Source organism: Halomonas cupida, assembly GCF_900142755.1.
GTDB lineage: Bacteria > Pseudomonadota > Gammaproteobacteria > Pseudomonadales > Halomonadaceae > Halomonas > Halomonas cupida.
In genome coordinates this window covers 181,487-200,395 of the sequence record NZ_FRCA01000001.1, presented here as the reverse complement: position 1 = coordinate 200,395, position 18,909 = coordinate 181,487, and the positions used below count along the sequence as shown (strand labels likewise).

Annotated in this window: 16 protein-coding genes; 8 read left to right on the top strand and 8 right to left on the bottom strand. The window is 61.3% G+C overall.

Annotated elements, in window-relative coordinates; all coding sequences use genetic code 11:
* Nucleotides 1-15 precede the first annotated feature (15 nt).
* From BUE38_RS00805 to BUE38_RS00790, 4 genes are all read left to right on the top strand, one after another.
* Nucleotides 16-1,647 (top strand): ABC transporter ATP-binding protein, encoded by a 1,632-nt coding sequence (locus tag BUE38_RS00805; protein WP_073433134.1) that lies wholly within the window; start codon nucleotides 16-18, stop codon nucleotides 1,645-1,647.
* Complete coding sequence (locus BUE38_RS00800) at nucleotides 1,644-3,128, top strand: FAD-binding oxidoreductase (protein WP_073433133.1); 1,485 nt, start codon at nucleotides 1,644-1,646, stop codon at nucleotides 3,126-3,128. Before BUE38_RS00805 ends, BUE38_RS00800 begins: the two co-directional genes overlap by 4 nt.
* Nucleotides 3,128-3,574 (top strand): GNAT family N-acetyltransferase, encoded by a 447-nt coding sequence (locus BUE38_RS00795; protein WP_073433132.1) that lies wholly within the window; start codon nucleotides 3,128-3,130, stop codon nucleotides 3,572-3,574. Before BUE38_RS00800 ends, BUE38_RS00795 begins: the two co-directional genes overlap by 1 nt.
* 270 nt (nucleotides 3,575-3,844) lie before the next feature.
* Nucleotides 3,845-4,264 (top strand): SpoIIAA family protein, encoded by a 420-nt coding sequence (locus BUE38_RS00790; protein WP_073433131.1) that lies wholly within the window; start codon nucleotides 3,845-3,847, stop codon nucleotides 4,262-4,264.
* 76 nt (nucleotides 4,265-4,340) lie between these two features.
* Here BUE38_RS00790 and BUE38_RS00785 read toward each other — a convergent pair whose 3' ends face one another.
* The 7 genes from BUE38_RS00785 to BUE38_RS00755 are packed head-to-tail and all read right to left on the bottom strand — an operon-like array spanning nucleotide 4,341 to nucleotide 11,853.
* Nucleotides 4,341-5,525: an alpha-hydroxy acid oxidase gene (locus BUE38_RS00785; RefSeq protein WP_073433130.1), complete on the bottom strand. Its 1,185-nt coding sequence runs from the start codon at nucleotides 5,523-5,525 to the stop codon at nucleotides 4,341-4,343.
* Complete coding sequence (locus BUE38_RS00780; RefSeq protein WP_073433129.1) at nucleotides 5,522-6,574, bottom strand: 2-hydroxyacid dehydrogenase; 1,053 nt, start codon at nucleotides 6,572-6,574, stop codon at nucleotides 5,522-5,524. Before BUE38_RS00780 ends, BUE38_RS00785 begins: the two co-directional genes overlap by 4 nt.
* Complete coding sequence (locus BUE38_RS00775; protein WP_073433128.1) at nucleotides 6,567-7,577, bottom strand: dihydrodipicolinate synthase family protein; 1,011 nt, start codon at nucleotides 7,575-7,577, stop codon at nucleotides 6,567-6,569. Before BUE38_RS00775 ends, BUE38_RS00780 begins: the two co-directional genes overlap by 8 nt.
* A 36-nt stretch (nucleotides 7,578-7,613) precedes the next feature.
* Nucleotides 7,614-8,735, bottom strand: a complete 1,122-nt coding sequence (locus tag BUE38_RS00770; protein ID WP_073433127.1) for a mandelate racemase/muconate lactonizing enzyme family protein — start codon at nucleotides 8,733-8,735, stop codon at nucleotides 7,614-7,616.
* A 59-nt stretch (nucleotides 8,736-8,794) separates the two neighbouring features.
* Nucleotides 8,795-10,306, bottom strand: coding sequence for a tripartite tricarboxylate transporter permease (locus BUE38_RS00765; RefSeq protein ID WP_073433126.1), 1,512 nt, complete (start codon nucleotides 10,304-10,306; stop codon nucleotides 8,795-8,797).
* A 60-nt stretch (nucleotides 10,307-10,366) separates the two neighbouring features.
* On the bottom strand, nucleotides 10,367-10,846 hold the full coding sequence (locus tag BUE38_RS00760; RefSeq protein WP_073433125.1) for a tripartite tricarboxylate transporter TctB family protein: 480 nt from the start codon (nucleotides 10,844-10,846) through the stop codon (nucleotides 10,367-10,369).
* Nucleotides 10,847-10,881: 35 nt separating this feature from the next.
* A complete protein-coding gene (locus BUE38_RS00755) occupies nucleotides 10,882-11,853 on the bottom strand; it encodes a tripartite tricarboxylate transporter substrate binding protein (RefSeq protein WP_073433124.1) in 972 nt (323 codons plus the stop codon).
* A 218-nt stretch (nucleotides 11,854-12,071) separates the two neighbouring features.
* Between BUE38_RS00755 and BUE38_RS00750 the strand changes: the two genes are divergently transcribed.
* Nucleotides 12,072-13,832 carry an IlvD/Edd family dehydratase gene (locus BUE38_RS00750; protein WP_073433123.1) on the top strand — a complete coding sequence of 587 codons (1,761 nt, stop codon included), beginning with the start codon at nucleotides 12,072-12,074 and terminating at the stop codon, nucleotides 13,830-13,832.
* Nucleotides 13,833-14,021: 189 nt separating this feature from the next.
* The gene (locus BUE38_RS00745) at nucleotides 14,022-14,711 is read left to right on the top strand and encodes a GntR family transcriptional regulator (protein WP_073433122.1); all 690 of its coding nucleotides are present in this window, start codon (nucleotides 14,022-14,024) and stop codon (nucleotides 14,709-14,711) included.
* 14 nt (nucleotides 14,712-14,725) lie between these two features.
* Here the strand turns inward: BUE38_RS00745 and BUE38_RS00740 are convergent, their stop codons facing one another.
* Nucleotides 14,726-15,400, bottom strand: coding sequence for a GntR family transcriptional regulator (locus tag BUE38_RS00740; protein WP_073433121.1), 675 nt, complete (start codon nucleotides 15,398-15,400; stop codon nucleotides 14,726-14,728).
* Nucleotides 15,401-15,706: 306 nt separating this feature from the next.
* Between BUE38_RS00740 and BUE38_RS00735 the strand changes: the two genes are divergently transcribed.
* Together BUE38_RS00735 and BUE38_RS00730 are read left to right on the top strand one after the other, a co-directional pair.
* Nucleotides 15,707-17,161, top strand: a complete 1,455-nt coding sequence (locus tag BUE38_RS00735; protein WP_073433120.1) for a Na+/H+ antiporter NhaC family protein — start codon at nucleotides 15,707-15,709, stop codon at nucleotides 17,159-17,161.
* An 87-nt stretch (nucleotides 17,162-17,248) separates the two neighbouring features.
* Nucleotides 17,249-18,907 carry a gamma-glutamyltransferase family protein gene (locus BUE38_RS00730; protein WP_234986722.1) on the top strand — a complete coding sequence of 553 codons (1,659 nt, stop codon included), beginning with the start codon at nucleotides 17,249-17,251 and terminating at the stop codon, nucleotides 18,905-18,907.
* The last annotated feature ends 2 nt before the right edge of the window (nucleotides 18,908-18,909 follow it).

The following is an 18,909-nucleotide window of genomic DNA, read 5'->3' as shown; positions in this document are numbered from 1 at the left end:
CCCGGGAGCGACACCATGAGCGATGCCTTGTTGAGCATCAACGGTCTAACGGTCGCCCTGCCCGACGGTGCCGACCGCGAGTACGCTGTGGAAGACCTCAGTTACGAGGTGCATCCCGGGGAAATTCTCTGTGTGGTCGGCGAATCCGGCTCCGGCAAGTCGATGGCCGCCAATACCGTGATGGGCCTGCTGCCACGTGGCGTCCGTCCGGTGGCCGGGGAAGTATGGTTTTGCGAGCACAACCTGCTGGAACTGGATGAGCGTCAGCATCGCGCTTTGCGCGGCAAGGACATCGGCATGATCTTTCAGGAGCCGATGACCGCCCTCAATCCGCTGATGCGAGTGGGCGACCAGATTGCCGAAGTATTCGAGGCGCATCGCGCGCTGAACAACAGAGCAGAGCGCCAGGCTCGTGCCCTGGAACTCCTCACCGAAGTCGGTATTCCGCAGCCCGAGCGTGCCATTCGCGCCTACCCTTTCGAGCTGTCCGGTGGTCAGCGTCAGCGGGTGATGATCGCCATGGCGCTGGCACTGGAGCCACAACTACTGATTGCCGACGAGCCGACCACGGCGCTGGATGTCACCACCCAGGCGCAGATCCTGGAACTGATTCGTGACCTTCAGCACCGTCGACAAATGGCAGTGATGTTCATTACCCATGACTTCGGTGTGGTGGCAGAAATCGCCACCCGGGTCTGCGTCATGCGCCATGGCAAGGTGGTTGAACTGGGCAGTCGCGATGAGGTGCTGGACAACCCTCGCCACCCCTATACTCGCGACCTGCTGGAAGCCATTCCCAGCGATGCAGCGCCTCCCCAACGCAAGGCGTTGCCGCCTTCTCCATTGCTGGAAGTCAGCCATCTCAATCGTGTGTTCCGCTCCCGTGGCGGACTGTTCAAGCCCGCACGCGAGGTGCGTGCCTTGCAGGATGTCAGCTTCACCCTGTCGCGTGGCGAGACCATCGGCATTGTCGGCGAATCCGGCTCCGGCAAGTCGACACTGGGGCGCTGCATCGTACGTCTGGAGCGCCCCGACAGCGGTGAGATCATACTCGACGGGGTGCCGTTGTCTGCCCTCAGTGGTGATGTGCTGCGCCTCGAACGCCATCGGGTCCAGATGGTGTTTCAGGATCCCTACGCCTCGCTCAACCCTCGAACTCGGGTGGGGATGGCCATCGCCCAGGGCCCCATCGCCAACGGAACGCCACGTGCCCAGGCGCTGGCCATGGCCGACGAGTTGCTGGCCACCGTCGGTCTCGAGGGCACCGCTGATCGCTTCCCCCATGAATTCTCCGGTGGGCAGCGTCAGCGCATCGGTATCGCCCGCGCGCTGGCGTTGAAGCCCGAGTTGATCGTGGCCGACGAGGCGGTGTCGGCACTCGATGTGTCGATCCAGGCACAGATGCTGGAGCTGCTGGAAGACCTCAAGCAACGCTTCTCACTGTCACTGCTGTTCATCACCCACGACCTCCGTGTTGCCGCCCAGATCTGTGATCGCATCATCGTGATGCAGAAAGGACGCATCGTTGAGCAGGGATATGCCCAGGACGTCTTCGTCGATCCTCAGCAGGACTACACCCGGCAGCTACTGGACGCCATTCCTGGACGCCGACACGACCACCATCATGAGGCCACCGCGATTACATGACCGCTTCCTCTGCCCCCACTTCGATGCCCACAACAGGGCTCTCCGCTCTGCTCGAGCGGCTACGTGACCTGCTGGGTGACAACGCCGTACTGACAGGCACTGATGTTACCAACCGCGAGGTCGACTGGCTCAGCAAGGCCCCGTGCCATGCCGCCGCCATTCTGCGCCCGGCAACACCACACCAGGTTCAGGAGATCATGCGCCTCTGTCACGCCGCCAGGCAGCCAGTGGTCACCCACGGCGGACTGACGGGGCTGGTGCACGGAGCCGAGGCGCAGCCCGAGGAGCTGGTGATCTCTCTGGAGCGCCTCAACGCCATCGAACACCTCGACCCGGTGGCCGGCACCATCCAGGTACAGGCCGGGGTGCCACTACAGCGTGTGCAGGAAGCCGCCGCTGCCGCGGATATGCAGTTCCCCGTCGACTTGGGCGCCCGTGGCAGTTGCACCATTGGCGGTAACATCGCCACCAATGCCGGCGGCAACCGAGTCATCCGCTTCGGCATGATGCGTCAGCAGGTCATCGGGCTGGAAGCGGTGCTGGCCAATGGCGAGCTGATCAGTTCGATGAGCCCCATGCTCAAGAACAACGCCGGATATGACCTCAAGCAGCTGTTCATCGGCAGCGAAGGTACGCTTGGGATTGTCACTCGCGCCGTGCTCAGGCTGCAGCCTGCCCTGACCGACACCCGCACCGCGCTGGTCGCCTGTCCGAGCTTCGATGCGGTAACAACGCTGCTGACTCGCCTTCGACACCAGCTCGGCGGCAGCCTGTCGGCCTTCGAGGTCATGTGGCAGAGCCATTTCGCACTGATTGCCGAGCACAGTGGCCGGCATACCCCACCTCTTGCCACTAGCGCACCTTACTACGCACTGGTGGAATCGCTGTCAGCCGACTCGGATCGTCACCAGTCACTTTTCGAACGTGCCATGGAGGACGCTTTCGCACAGGGGCTCGTCGAGGATGCCGTCATCGCCCAGTCGGGCACCCAGCGTGAGTCGCTCTGGGCCATCCGCGATGATATCGAGGGCATTGTGGAAGCCCTCTCCCCACTGATGGCCTTCGATGTCAGTCTGCCGATCGAGCATATGCAGGACTATGTCAGCGGTGTCGAAACCGAGCTGCGATCGCGCTGGCCCGAGGCGCGGTTGGTGGTGTTCGGCCACCTGGGTGATGGCAATCTGCATCTGTCGGTCAGCATCAGCGAAAACACCCAAGCCACCCGACACGAGGTGGAACACTGCCTGTATCAACCGCTGGCGGCACTCAACGGCTCGATTTCCGCCGAGCATGGTATTGGCCTCGAGAAACGCGACTGGTTGCCTATCTCCCGCAGTCCCGCCGAGCTGGCACTGATGACAACACTCAAGCAGGCCCTCGATCCTCATGGTCTGCTCAATCGCGACAAGGTGCTGCGCTGGCCTCAGTCCGGCGGAGAATCCATCACCCCGTCGACCCCACAATACTCGGAGAAGACCTGATGTCGATCACCACCAGCACTCCCCTGCCGGAACACCAGACCGCCTGGCAGCGCCTCTATCGCGGCTATGCAGCGTATTACCAGGTGCCGATGACTGACGATATTCTGGCTCAGGTCTGGGAGTGGATTCATGATGACCAGCAGCCCTTCTTCTGCCGCCTGGCGCTCGACAACGACGGGACACCGATTGGTCTGGCACACTTCCGCGCCATGCCGTCTCCCTTGCGCGGCACCATGGTCGGCTTTCTCGATGATCTGTTCGTCGATCCTGCCCATCGTGGCAGCGGCGCTGTCGATGCGCTGTTCTCCACCATCGCCGAAGAAGGCCGTCGCCAGGGCTGGCCACTGATTCGCTGGATCACTCGTGACAACAACTATCGCGGCCGCGCCGTCTATGATCGGGTGGCCACGCACACCAACTGGCAGACCTATCAGCTCGATCTCTAACTCAGGCACTGGAGCGCGGCTGCTCTCGATTCGTGAGCGCTGACAGAAATCAGGGCGAACAGTCGGTACACGGGTGGGCAATGGGGCTATGCTGAAGGCAACCGGCGAGAGGACAGCAGCCCGTACTCAGCCCTTGAAGACAGCCCTTGAACAGAGACACGTAGGTGCTGTCACAGAGGCAGGTCGTCCTTCAATGCAGTCCTTCGACGCAGTCTTTCGATCTTGTCCTTGAACGCTTGCTTTCACCCAGGGACCTTCAGGAGCACACCGATGCTGGAATGCCTACCTCCCCCCGCCCCCCATGTGGTCGCCATGAAACTAGGTGGCACCATCAGCGCCAGCGAGCTGCAGAAAGCCATCGACGCCATCGAAACGGCCAAGCGCGACCATGATCGCATCAGCATGGTCGCCGAAATCGATGGCCTGCGCTGGATGACCTTGACCGCCTTGCTCAAGGATGTCGGCTACGGCCTCACTCAGATCGGTGAGTTCAAGCATTATCACCGAGCCGCCGTGATCACCGATCAGGAATGGATCAAGCACATTGCCCACCTCGAGGAGAAGCTGTTCAAGGCCATCGAGATCAAGACCTTCCCCCCGACGGAACGGCAAGCGGCCATGGACTGGGTCTCACAGCTACCCAACGGCCAGCGCGAGACACCGGAAGAAGATGGCTATCACGGCGCCTGATTCTCCGCACCACACCAACAGATCCGCGCATCTGCGCCAGTGTGGTGCGGACGAAAATCAAATCGATCAGGATGAGCTATTTGATTGCCATGTTGATAACAGACATTGTCGGGCGTAACTGCTCCCGCCCCAGCTCGGCAAGGCTGGTAACGCCCAGCAATGCCATATTACGCTCGATCTCCTCCGCCAACAGCTGAACGGCACGAGCGACTCCTGCCTCTCCGCCGATACTCGCAGCGTAATTGAACGGCCGCCCCAGGAACACGAAATCCGCGCCCAGTGCCAGCGCCTTGAGTACGTGGCTGCCGCGCCGGAACCCACCATCGATCATCACCGGAACCGCGCCGTCGACCGCCTTCAGTACTTCCGGCAGCATACGTAAAGGCGCCACGGTGGAGTCCAGTTGCCGACCGCCATGGTTGGAAACGATCAGGCCATCGGCCCCCGTTGCCACGGCTCGGCGTGCGTCGTCCGGATGCAGAATCCCCTTGACCACCAGATTGCCCGACCAGTGGCTGCGCACGTGGGCCAGCGTCGACCAGTCGAGATGCCGACGACCGGAGAAATCACGATTGACGTTACGCGACAGCACGGCCACACCACGTGTCGAGGCATTGTTCTCGAAATGAGGCATGCCGTCCTGGACCAGGGTGCGCAGGAAAGTACCGAACAGCCAACGCGGGCGCACCAGTCCGTCCCAGGCCAGGCGCAGGCTGGGTCTCAAGGGACTGGAAAAGCCGTGGCGGCGATGGGTCTCCGGATTCGGCGGTACCGCGAAGTCCACGGTGATCACCAGATTGCGAAAGCCCGCCCGCGTCACTCTAGCCAACAACGCCTCCACTTCCTCCGGAGTCCCGGGCAGATAGGCCTGAAACCAGTCGGTTCCCTGCTCTCCGGCCAGGTCCTCCATGGGCGTCAGCGATGAGCCACTGACAATCATCGGAATCCCGGCTGACGCGGCGGCTTGCGCCAGTACCCGGTCACCACGAAACGCACTCAGGGCACTGATGCCCATCGGCGCAATGCCAAACGGAAGTGCATAACGGCGGCCCAGCAGCTCCCTCTCGAGCTCGATGGAAGACACATTGACCAGCGCACGCGGCAGAAACTGATGGTCCTCGAACGCATCACGACTGGCCTGCGCCGTGTGGCCATCTTCCGCGACACTGGAGACATAGCCCATCAAGGGCCTTGGTAGGTGTCGTCGTGCCGCCTGTTCGAAATCATCCAGGTTGAGAATCCGTTCCAGCCTCGATGTCATGCATTATCCTCTGTGGAGCGATGGTATCGGTGTGGTTGATGTTGATCTTGTTGATGTTGATTCTGTTGATAATGGCGCCATCGGTGTTCATTGACAGCGCTGATCGGACCTTCTCCCGCCAGCGCTCCAATGATGTTGTCCACGGCACGACGTGCCATGGCATCACGTGTCTCATGGGTGGCCGAGCCGATATGCGGCAGCACCACCACGTTGTCCATTGCCGCCAATGGTGTAGTCGCGGGTAACGGCTCCTCGGCGAAGACATCGAGTCCGGCAGCGCGGATGACGCCTCGCTCAAGTGCCTCGACCAGGGCTGACTCATCCACCACCTTGCCCCGTGCCACATTGATCAGCGCGGCATTCGGCTTCATGCGGGCCAACGCCCCAGCATCCATCAGGTGATGAGTGTCGGCGTTGTAGGGCACCACTAGACAGACGATATCCGCACGACTCAACAACTCGTCGAGACTACAGTGCCGAGCCCCCAGTTCAGCCTCGAGCTCCGGCTTGGCCGAGTTGGCGGCATACAGGATCGGCATGCCGAATCCCAGCGCCCCTCGCCGGGCAATGGCCGCTCCTATGCGCCCGGCCCCGACAATGCCTAGAGTCTTGCCGTGTACATCGCTGCCGAAGTGTTCTCGATCAACGTGCGCGGTCCAGCGCCCCTCGCGCACCATGGTCGATAGCTCCACCAGACGGCGTTGGGTGGCCATGATCAGGGCAAAGGCGGTATCGGCGGTGGTTTCGGTCAACACATCCGGCGTGTTGCATAACAGGATGCCCCGCTCATTCATCGCCGCCAGCGGCAGGTGATCGTAACCCACTGAAATGGTCGAGACCACTTCCAGCGATGGCGCCTTGTCCAGCATGACCTCATCGAGCTCCAGCTTGCCGCCCACCAGCCCATGGGCCCGAGACAAGGCTTCCATGAACTGCGCCTGGTTGGTCTCGTTGAGGTCCTCGAAGGCATCGACGACGGCAATCTGCCTGAGGCGCGACAGTTGTGCCTCATCAAGCCGTCGCAGCGTCACAATGCGTCGTTCAGCCATTATGTTGCTCCCCCGGTTTAGACATCGAGGAGTCGGACATCGAGGGTCCGGCCATCGAGAACCCCATTGCCTCCAGCTGAGTGATCAGCGAACGACAACGCTCCTCATCGAGTTCGACCAGCGGTGGCCGGACCCTTCGCCAGTCCGCATCAGCGAAGAAATGCGCTGTTGCCGCCTTCATTGCAGGAATGACCGGAAAGCCCTCGAAACAATCGCGTATGGCATTGAGCCGTTGCTGTTGTTCATCAGCCCCATTGCTCTGCCAACGGGAGGCCAGCGCAGCAATGGCTTGAGGATTGACGTTGGCGGTGGCACTGATACAGCCGGCGCCTCCCGCTCGCAGGGTGTCGAGCAGAAAACGTTCACTGCCGGCGTATACCGCAAAGTCGTCAGCCGCGAACTGCTCAATCAGTGCTTGGGTATGCGCCCAGTCGCCAGCGCTGTCCTTGATACCGGCAATGATGTTCGGGAAGGTGGCACGCAGGCGTGCAATCAGATCCAGCGACAGCGGTACCTGAGCCACCTGGGGAATGTGGTAGAGATACAGACGCAGCCGATCATCGCCGACCCTATCGATGACCTCGGCGTAGTAGCGAAACAGCCCTTCGTCGCTGACGCCCTTGTAGTAGAACGGCGGCAACATCAACACACCCGCACAACCGCAGTCGAGGGCATGCCGTGACAGTGTGACCGTGTCGGGAATGGCGCAATGCCCCGTGCCCGGCATCAGCGTCTCACCCTCGATACCGCCCTCGACCAGCGCACTCAGCAACGCCTGCTTTTCCGCCACTGCCATCGAGTTGGCCTCGGAATTGGTGCCGAACACTGCCAACCCCACACCATGGGAAACCAGCCAACGGCCATGGGCCACCAACGACTTCGCGCGAGGCGTCAGCTCATCATCAAAGGGAGTGATGACCGGTGCCCAGACCCTTCCTGCGGCGGATGCCGGCGAACCGGCATCCTGCCCCGAGTCCGCCTGTTGTGTAGAACCGGGAAACATGAAGACCTCCTTGAACGGTTACCGAGATGGGGCCGTCTACTGCCAGGCGTCGCTGGCAAAACGGTCCAGCGTCTCCGCATCGAAGTCGAAGCCGAGGCCTGGTGTCTTCGGCAACAGCAAACGTCCGTTGTCGAGCTCCAGCTGGGTATCGACCAGACGGCGAAAGTTGAGCACCTGATCATCGGCGAAAAACTCAACCATGCGCACGTTGGGTGCCGACGCCACCAGATGCACATGCAGGTCATGGAACCAATGAGGATAGATCTCCACACCGAAGCTGGCAGCGGTGGCCGCAATACGACGAAACTCACTGATACCACCACACACGGCAGCATCGGTCTGCAGGATCATTGCCGCTTCCTTGTCGAGCAGCTCGCGGAAGCGCCAGCGCCCTGCCTCAATCTCGCCGGTCGCCACCGGTACAGGTGTACGCTCGGCCAGACGGCGGTGATTGTCGATGTCATCCGGACTGAAGGGCTCCTCGATCCAGAACGGAAAATAAGGCTCAGCCATGCGCATGAAGGCCAGCGCACTGGGTAGATCATGCCAGGCGTTGTTGGCATCCATCATCAGTTGCACATGCGGTCCGATGGCCTCTCGCACCGCAGCCAGACGCGCTTCTTCACTGGCCAGGTCTCCGCGCCCCACCTTGATCTTGACCGCCGTGAAGCCCTGTTCCACATGATTGGCCATTTCCTGGGCGAGATGATCTGGTGTCTTGCCCTCGAGGTAATAGCCGCCACTGGCATAGGCCGGGACAGACTCCAGATCGCTGGCCCCAAGGTACTTGTACAACGGCAACCCCGCCGCTCGAGCATTGCGATCCCACAGCGCGGTATCGAGAATGCTGATGGCGCGCATCACCGAGCCGCAACGGCCATGCAACAGCGCCTCCTGGTACATTTTCTGCCACAGCGCCTCGGTGGCATGACAATCAGCGCCAACCAGCAGCGGTGCGAACAGTTCACGTACCGCATGGGTAACCAACGCACCGGCGTTGCTGCCGCCATAACAGAAGCCAATGCCCTTGTGGCCGTCCTCACCCTCAACCTCCACGACCGCATAGTCGCGCTTGAATACCTGGCGATTGGAGAAACTGGTGGGGTGGTCCAGAGGCACACTGATAGTGCGGGCACGTACCGATCTTATCGTTGTCATGAAGGGTCCTCGCTGGATTTGTCCTGTGGGTTGTCCTGGGGTTATCTATATCTATACTTTCATCGTTGCGTCTGGCGCAGCCCGCCGACTGCCGTGCGCAGCCAGCGGAACAGTGGTGTCGCCTGTAGAATCGACAGCGCCGCGATGCAAAGCAGCACCACCGCAATGGGGCTATCGAGGAAGATGCTCATACGTCCCTGGCCGATCAGCATGGACTGCTGGAAGCTGGTTTCCATGACCGGCCCCAGGATCAGACCAATCACCATCGGTGCCGGAGAGACACCGGCCTTCTGCATCCAGTAGCCGAACAATCCGAAGCCCAGCATCAGACCGACCTCGAACAGACTGTTGTTGATGGCGAAGGCGCCGATGACGCAGAGGGTGATGATGGCGCAGGCGACGAAACTGTCCGGAATTCGGGTCACTGCCACACACATGCGAGTGAACATGAGCCCCACGACCAGCAGGCCGATGTTGGCCATGATGACCGCCCAGATCAGGGTGTAGGTGACATCGCCATAGTCGGTGAGCAGATTGGGACCCGGCAGAATGCCCTGCACCATCAAGGCACCCAGCAGAATGGCCGTCGATGAGCTGCCGGGAATCCCCAGCGCAATGGTGGGAATCAGCGCCCCACCCACCACAGCATTGTTGGCCGCCTCGGGGGCAGCAACACCTGCCAGATCACCGTTGCCGAAACGACTCTTGTCACGGGCAAAGCGCTTGGCCTCGTTATAGGCGAACCAACTGGCGGTATCTCCTCCGGTGCCAGGGATCAGCCCTGTCACAATGCCGATACCACTGGAACGCAGAATGTTGGGCATCAGGCGCCGCAACTCGGATAGACGCGGAATCAGCCGGTCAGTGATGCGGCTGGCGACCTTCTGAGTACCGTGCGCCTTCTCGATCAACAACAGTGCCTGGGGGATCGAGAACAACCCGATCAACGCCACGGTGAACTCGATGCCCGAAAACAGGTTGATATTGCCGAAGGTCATGCGCGGCGTGCCGGTAATCAGGTCCATGCCCACCGTACTCAGCAACAGCCCCAACGCCCCGGACAGCAGACCACTGATCACCGAGCCCTGAGACAACGAGCCGATGATGGTGATGCCCAGCACGGCAATGGCGAACAGTTCCACCGGACCGAACTTGAGCACCATCACTCCCAATAGCGGCGCGGCCGTCAGCAAGGCCACACCGCTGAGCAGCCCACCGAAGAAGGAAGCAAACAGCGACACACCCAGCGCCTGCCCAGCCTTGCCCTGCTGGGAAAGAGGAAAGCCATCCAGCACCGTGGCGGCCGCCGATGGGGTGCCTGGCGTACGCAGAAGGATGGCTGCGATCGAACCACCGTAGGACGCTCCTACATAAAGCGCCGCCAGCATGCTCAAACCACTGGCCGGTTCCATCGAGAAGGTCAGCGGCAACAGCAGTGCCAGCGCCATGGTCGCCGACAACCCCGGCATGGCACCCACGAACAGGCCCAGCAGGGTGCCGCCTATCACCAACGCCACGTTGGTGAAACTCAGCACGTTGACCAGTCCGGTCATGATCAGGGAATTATCCATTACACAAGACTCCATCCCCGGCTGCCGCCATCTGCCTCCAGATGACAGCAGTCGGGAAGATCAGAATGCTGCCAGGAAGGGAGGTAGAAGTGGCACGGGCAAACCGAGAAAGCCGATGAACACCAGACACACCATGGCCACCAGCAACGAGATGCCGATCAGACTGAAGCGCAGTGCCACGTGGCGAACGATGGCCAGGGCGACCAACATGAACACCACCGTCGCCAATACATAGCCCAGCCACATGATGCAGTTGATGTAGACCGCCGCCAGTACAAGTACCAGCAGGGCCTTCCAGCGCTGCCCGCCTGTTTCGCTGCTGTCGCCCTCAGAGGTGTCAGATGACGGGGCAGGCGCCAGCTTCCGACGCCGAGCCCCGACCACTTCCTGAACCAGCATCGCGACACCGAGCAGGGCCACGACCACCGAATAGATCAATGGCATGCTCGCTGCGCGTGATGGATACTCCAGCGCATTGACATAGAAGACCCCGGCAATGCCGATACTGACCAGCGCCAGGGCCACACGACTGATATTCATTGCAGCCCCTCCAATCCATGATCATCCACTGGCCATCACTCGTTGACCTGGTCCTTCACTTCTTCCCAGATCTGCTCGTACTGGGTTTCCATGTCCTTGATCATCTGCTGGTAGTCATCCCCGGTCCGAATATCCAGGTTGAGAGCCCGGTCACGCGCAGTCTGCTGAAACTCCTCGTTGTCCTTCAGCGACTCGAAGGCAGCAATCAGCTGCTCACGGGCTTCGTCCGGGATGTCCGCCGGCGCGCTGTAACCCCGTGATGAACCGGCAACCACATCCACGCCCTTCTCGGCCATGGTCGGTACATCGGCCAGCATTTCCAGACGCTCAGCGGAGAACACCGCCAGGGCACGCAGGCTCCCCGCCTCGATATGGCCGTAGACATTGCCGAGGTTGTTGAAACTGGCATCCACCTGTCCGCCCATGGCAGCGGTTGCCGAGGGCCCATCCCCCTGGAAAGGCACCTTCTGGAAGGACAGCCCGGTGGCCTGCTCGATCAGGATGGTGGAAAAGAAATCATCACCACCGACACCGGAATTGCCCACGGTGATGGTTCCAGGGCTTGCCTCGGCGGCAGCAAGAAAGTCTTCCACCGTCTCGTAGGGGCTGTCCGCGGGTACCACAATGATGCCGGGGTCCGTCACCACATTGGCAATCGGTGTCATTTCATCCACCGAGTAGGTGATGGAGTCATTCATGATGTAGTTGGTCATCAGCATCGGGGTGTTGGTGATGCTGATGACGGTGCCATCGGCCTGGGACTGCTTGGCCAGTCTGGTCCAGGCAATGGCACCGGTGGCTCCGGGTAGATACTCGTTGACGAAATCCACGCCCAGCGCCTCGCTGAGGAAGGGTTGCGTCAGTTGCGCCAGGGTGTCACTACCACCGCCGGCCTTGAAGCCCTGCAGTACCTTGATTTCATCTCCTGCCGAGTACTCGGCCTGGGCCAGACCCGCTACCAGCATGCCGGATACGAGAACGGCGGCAGTTGCTCCACGCTTGATCATGAGGAATCTCCAGTGCTGTTGTCGTTGTGCTGCGCCACAGCATGGCTGAGGGCAGGGATCGCACTTGCCGGAATCAAGCTAGTAGACTGCCAATAAAATTGTCAATAATCTTGTCAAAGATATTATCGCCACCTAGCCTCCAGTGCAGAGGCAACTGAATCCGGCAGCAACAGGCACTGCCAAATACAACAAACCATGTGACCAGCGAGGAATCTTCGATGAGCGATGACCAGCAACAGCGCAAGGGAGACAGCACCGGCCATCAAGGTCATGGCATGTCCAACCGCTTGACCAACTATGGCGACGCGGCCTTCTCGCTGTTCCTGCGCAAGGCCTTCATCAAGGGTATGGGGTACACCGACGACGCCCTGTCACGTCCAGTCATCGGGATTGCCAACACCTACAGCGGCTACAACGCCTGCCACGGCAATGTCCCCGGCCTGGTGGAGAGCATCAAGCGCGGCGTCATGCTGGCGGGCGGCCTGCCGGTGGACTTTCCGACCATTACCCTGCACGAGTCCTTCGCCCACCCCACCAGCATGTATCTACGCAACCTGATGGCCATCGATACCGAAGAGATGATTCGCGCCCAGCCAATGGATGCGGTGGTACTGATCGGCGGCTGCGACAAGACGGTGCCCGCCCAGTTGATGGCCGCTGCCAGTGCCGGCATTCCCACCGTTCAGGTGGTGACCGGCCCGATGTTGACCGGTTCCCATCGTGGCACTCGCGTGGGCGCCTGTACCGACTGTCGCCGCTACTGGGCCATGTACCGAGGCGAGGATATCGACGATGCCGAGATCGCCGAGGTCAACGACAAGCTGGTACCGACCGTAGGCACCTGCTCGGTGATGGGGACCGCCAGCACCATGGCCTGCCTCGCCGAAACCCTCGGTATCATGCTGCCGGGAAGCGCCACGGCGCCGGCGGTGTTTGCCGACCGCCTGCGAGTGGCCGAGGACTCCGGAAGTCTCGCCGTGGCCCTGGCACGGTCCGGCGTAACCCCGGACCGTATCCTGACACCAGACGCCTTCGAGAATGCCCTGAGAGTGCTACTGGCACTGGGCGGATCCACCAATGGCCTGATCCACCTGACCGCCATTGCCGGCCGGCTGGGCATCGACATCGACCTCGATGCCTTCGACCGCATGAGCCATGAAACTCCCGTACTGGTCGACCTGAAGCCCTCCGGCGAACACTACATGGAAGACCTGCATCGTGCCGGAGGCCTGCCGACGCTGCTGCGTGAACTCAAGCCATTGCTGCATCTCGACGCCATGACGATCAACGGCCGCACCCTGGGCGAGAATATCGATGCGGCGGTACACCTGGTCGACCAACCCGTGGTTCGGTCACGCCACAACCCCATCTATGCTCGCGGGGGAATCGCCGTGCTGCGTGGCAACCTTGCCCCGGCCGGGGCCATCATCAAGCAGTCGGCCGCCAGCCCCGAACTGATGCGTCACCGCGGACGTGCCGTGGTATTTGCCTCGCTGGAGGATCTCGCCCAACGCATCGACGACCCGAATCTCGATGTTCAGGCCGATGACGTGCTGGTGTTGCAGAATATCGGCCCCAGGGGCGCCCCCGGCATGCCCGAAGCGGGCTATATTCCGATACCGAAAAAGCTCGCAGCCCAGGGCGTCAAGGACATGGTACGCATCTCCGATGGCCGCATGAGTGGTACCGCGGCAGGCACCATTGTGCTGCATGTATCACCGGAATCGGCACAGGGAGGACCACTGGGACTGGTGCGCGACGGCGATACTATTCGCCTGGATGTGGAGTCACGCGAGCTGGTGCTGGAAGTCGCGGAAGAGGAACTCCAGGCCAGACGCCAACAACAGTCTCCGCAGCAGGAAGACACCAACCTGCTCGGCTATCGACGACTGTTCATGGAGCAGATTCTGCAGGCGGAAGAAGGCTGCGACTTCCGAGCTTGCCGCCCACAACCTCACAGCCGGGTACCTCGCTCATGAGGGCCCGGGATTGGTAGACTGACAACGAGGCGATGTACGGCTTGTGCATCGCCGGTCATTGCGCCCGCGACTTTTCGCACAGCACTACTCACAAAGTACTCTTCACACAGTGCTCTTCACACAGTACTCGTCACACCGCATTCTTCGCACAGCGCTCTTTGAACAGTACTTATCGCAGGGGAAGCGAGCATGGGAAATCCGTCTTCAACTGTCCGCGCCACACCAGCGGCGGATACCAGTACCGGAGTCGAGGATATTGTCGCCGCCGTTGAGGAGGACATTGTCCTGGGCCGGCTACACCCTCGAGAGCGTCTGGTCGAGGAAGACCTGATCGAGCGCTTCAGCGGCAAACGCCATGTGGTGCGGCAGGCCCTGTTTCAACTCGAGACCATCGGCCTGGTCGAGCGCATCAAGAATCGCGGTGCCTTCGTCAAGACCTGGACACCGGAAGAAGTCGAGAACCTCTACGCGATGCGCGAGATTCTCGAACTGGCAGGTGTCGATGCCCTGCCCCTTCCCGCTCCCGCCGAGTGGCTCGAGGAACTGGAAAGCGTGCATCAGGCGTACAGTGCCGCCGTGGACAGGCACGATCTGCGTCAGGTATTTCACCTCAACATCGCCTTTCACCGCACCCTGTTCGCCGCGACCGGCAATCCCTATCTGTATCAGACCATCAACGAATTCGCCCAGCGTGCCCATGGCATCCGCTTCATCGCCATTGCCGACGAGGAAAGCCTGTCTCAGGCACGTCGAGAGCACCACGCCATGCTCGATGCCATCCGCGACCAGGACCGTGAAAGGCTGCGTCAGTTGTGCCGAGAGCACCTACTGCCCTCCAAGGAACGCTACCTGAGTCTCTATCGCCGTGCCTTCAGTTGACCGACGAGCCACGCTCAACAGCCGGTGGCTCCCTGAGCCACCTGCCATGACAACTGGATATGCTGTTCCAGCAGGCTGCGGGCGTCCTGAATGCGTCGATCCAGCGCCATTTCCACCAGTTCGCTGTGCTGTGCATCCAGCTGTGCGCGAATGGCCGGGTTGGGAGGGGCCAGACGACGATAACGATCGAACTGGTCATGCAACTGACCAATGAAGCGCAGCAGCCAGGGCGATCCACAGGGGGCCAGCAAGGTTCGGTGGAACCGCAGGTGGGCCTGCTCCCATTGCTCCACTTGACTGGGTTGCTGATCCGCTCGCAATAGACGGTGCTGTGCCGCCAGCAACTGAGATTCCCACTCTGCATCGCCCTGCTGCATGGCCTGAGTCAAGGCCATGCATTCCAGTTGAATGCGCAGTCTGGCGATATCTTCCAGCTCCTGCTCCGATAACGGTGGGACTCGGAAGCCGCGTTGGTTGTGCTGTTCCAGAAGGCCATAGGCCGAGAGGCGATTGAGTGCCTCGCGCAGCGGGCTCAACCCCACCTGATATTCCGCCTTCAAGGCACTGATGGCCAGCTTTTCGCCAGCTGCAAAGCGCCCCCGAATCAGGTCACGCTTGATGGCCTCGAAGGCCTGACTGGCAGCGGTCTCGCTGACAGCCCCGTCTACCGCTGAAGGGGAAATCGTCATATCACCACTCACTCATCACCACCCTTGAATCTGCCTGAGGCCCACGTTTCAGCTTATATCTCAGCTCAAGTCTCAAGCCCAGGCAGTCGATTGACGTCGGCTGGACACCAGGGCATAGTCGCAAAAAATCGATTATTTCAAAACCAAGCGATTTTTCACACAACAATCGAGCCCATGTCTTGCCAATCCGACAGACTTGCCAGTCCGACAGACTTGCCAGCTCGACAGAATCGAGGCGGCTGCGCATGGAAATACATCGCAGCCTTCGATCACAACAACGATAACACCCTGTTCAGAGGTCTCTCCATGACCAGTTCCAGTCAAACTGCGACGACTCCCGAGCCTGCTCTGCAAGGCGGAGTCCGCCACCTCGTCCTGCTGTGCGTTGCCATCGGCAGCCTGCTGATTGCCATCATGCTGTTGGGTATCCCGACAGCCGTTGCACTGATCGTTGCCGGCAGTCTGGCCATGTCCCTATGCCTGGTGTGGGGCATTCCCTGGGCACGGCTGGAAGCCGATCTGCTCAGTGGCATCCAGGCAATGCTGATACCGATCCTTATCCTGATCTGTGTTGGCATGATGGTCGGCGTATGGATGCTCTCGGGCACCATCCCAGCCATGGTCACGCTTGGACTCGAGTTACTCTCACCTGCCCTGTTTCTGGTGGTCGCCTGTCTGTCCTGCTCGCTGATGTCGATCATGGCCGGCACGTCCTGGGGGACACTGAGCACGATTGGCGTTGCACTGATGGGCGTCGCCATCGGCCTTGATGTCCCCCCCGCCTGGGCCGCTGGGGCAATCATCACCGGCACCTTCTTCGGCGACAAGCTGTCACCGCTGTCGGATACCACCGTCATGGCCTCAGCGGTGTGCGAGGTCAATATCGTCACCCATATTCGCCATATGCTGTACTCCACCCTGCCGGCATACCTTATCGCCCTCGCCGTTTATGCCTGGCTGGGCAGCAGCATCGAAGGGACTCAGTCCGGTATCTCCGGCCAGGCGGCCGACATTGTGTCGACCCTTCACCAATTGTTCAGTACCAACCCGATTACCCTGTTGCCGCCCCTGGTGGTATTCGGCTGCATTCTGCTCAAGAAACCCGTGCTGCCGTCCTTTGCCCTCGGTATCGTCAGTGGCGCCGCCATTGCCCTGGTCCTGCAGGGTGCCAGCCTCGGCGACATCGGCCAGGCCATGAACGGCGGTTATGCCTCCAGCACCGGTAACGAGATGATCGACGGCATGCTCTCCCGCGGCGGACTGCAGAGCATGATGTCCACTGTCGCGGTACTCATTGCCGCTGCCGTGCTGGGCACGCCCTTCAAGAGCGCCGGTACCCTTGATGCTGCCATTGCCATGCTCAACAAGCGCCATGCCGGTCGCCGCCAGGTGCTCGGTGGCGCCATGGGCCTGCATGGTCTGGCCTTCCTGCTGACCGGCAGTTACTACGTGACCTTCTCACTGCTGGGGCCGTTGCTGCGCCCGCTGGTCGCCAACAGTGGCACGCCGACGAAGAACCTCTCACGCATTCTCGAAGACACCGGCACCACCCTGTCGCCGCTGGTCCCCTGGGGCGTCACCGGAGCCTTCACCGCCGCCACCCTGGGTGTCGCCACGGCAGACTTCTTCCTTTATGCCATTCTCTGCTACGGCGCCATCCTGTTCTCGCTGTTCTATGTGGTGACCGGGATCGGCCTCGGCCACCGTCAGGCAGATGCTCAGGCGTCACAGCACCTGAGCACCTCGCACCCGACTCGATAACAGACAGCCCGATAACCGTCAGTGCGCCAGCAGTCAGCGCAACAACAGCGACTGGCGCACCATTCGATCATTGCAACTGGAGCCATCATGACCACGCTTGCCTCATCCTATTCCGACGCCACGCGCTATCCCGACATGACGCCCTATCCGTCTCGTCGTAGTCCCACCTATGCCCGCAACGGCATGGTGGCGGCGTCCCAGCCCCAGGCGGCACAGGTTGGTCGCGATATTCTTGCCAGGGGTGGCAATGCCGTGGATGCCGCCATTGCCACAGCGGCGGCCTTGACCGTTGTCGAGCCCACCGGATGCGGTATTGGCGGCGATGCCTTCGCGCTGGTATGGATCGCCAGCGACGACCAGGGCAATGGCCAGCTCCATGGCTTGAACGCCAGTGGCACGGCTCCCGCCACGCTGACACGGGATGCAGTCCTCGAGGCAGGCCACAGCAACGTACCGCTCTACGGCTGGACTCCGGTCACGGTGCCCGGTACGCCATCGGCCTGGGCGGAACTGTCGCGCCGCTTCGGCAAGCTCGACTTCGCCAGCCTGCTAGAGCCCGCCATCCGCCTGGCTCGAGAGGGTTTTCCAGTCTCACCGATCATCGCCAGTCTGTGGCAGCGCGATACCGCCAATTTCAAGCGTCACCTCGAAGGAGACGCGACCCGCCCCTGGTTCGAGACCTTCACCACGAATGGAAAGGCCCCCGAAGCCGGCGCCTGGTGGAGTTGCGAGGCCCAGGCCCGCACTCTCGAAAGCATCGCCAAGAGTCAGGCAGAGAGCTTCTATCGTGGCGAACTGGCCGAACGGATCGATGCCTTCTCCCGGGAAACCGGAGGCTATCTGCGCAAGGAGGATCTGGCCGCTTATCACCCAGAATGGGTCGACCCGATCTCGGCCCGCTATCGCGATGTCGATGTGTGGGAAATTCCCCCCAATGGTCAGGGCCTGGTGGCATTGATGGCGCTGCGCATCCTGGATGGCTTCCCACCTGCACATCGCGACGACCCGGAGCTGCTGCATCGGCAACTCGAGGCCATGAAGCTGGCCTACACCGACGGCAAGACACATATTTCCCAGCCCGATCACATGACATATTCGGTCGAGCAGTTGCTGTCGGATGCCTACACCGAGCAACGCCGCGACTTGATCGGCGATCAGGCCATCGATCCGCAGCCGGGCAAACCCAGTGCCGGCGGCACGGTCTACCTGGCCACCGCCGATGCCGACGGCAACATGGTGTCCTTCATCCAGAGCAACTATCACGGCTTCGGCTCGGGCATCGTGGTTCCGGACACCGGCATCGCGTTGCAGAATCGCGGCCACGACTTCAGCCTCGATGAGAACCACGACAACTGCCTGCAGCCCGGCAAGAAGACCTTCCACACCATCATCCCCGGTTTCCTGACTCAGCACGGCAAGGCACTGGGGCCCTTTGGTGTAATGGGCGGTTTCATGCAGCCCCAGGGCCATGTTCAGGTGGTAATGAACCTGGTCGATTTCGGCCTCAATCCACAATCGGCACTGGACGCCCCACGCTGGCAGTGGATGGGCGAGCGCACCATCGGCATTGAGCACGGCTATTCACCGGCCCTGGTGCGTGCCATGTCGGCTCGTGGGCACGACATGCAGGTCGCCCATGACAATCGCAGCTACGGCCGCGGTCAGGTCATCCTGCGTGACCCACAGACCGGCATCTACTGCGGTGGCACCGAGCCACGCACCGATGCTGCCATCGCGGTGCTGTAACC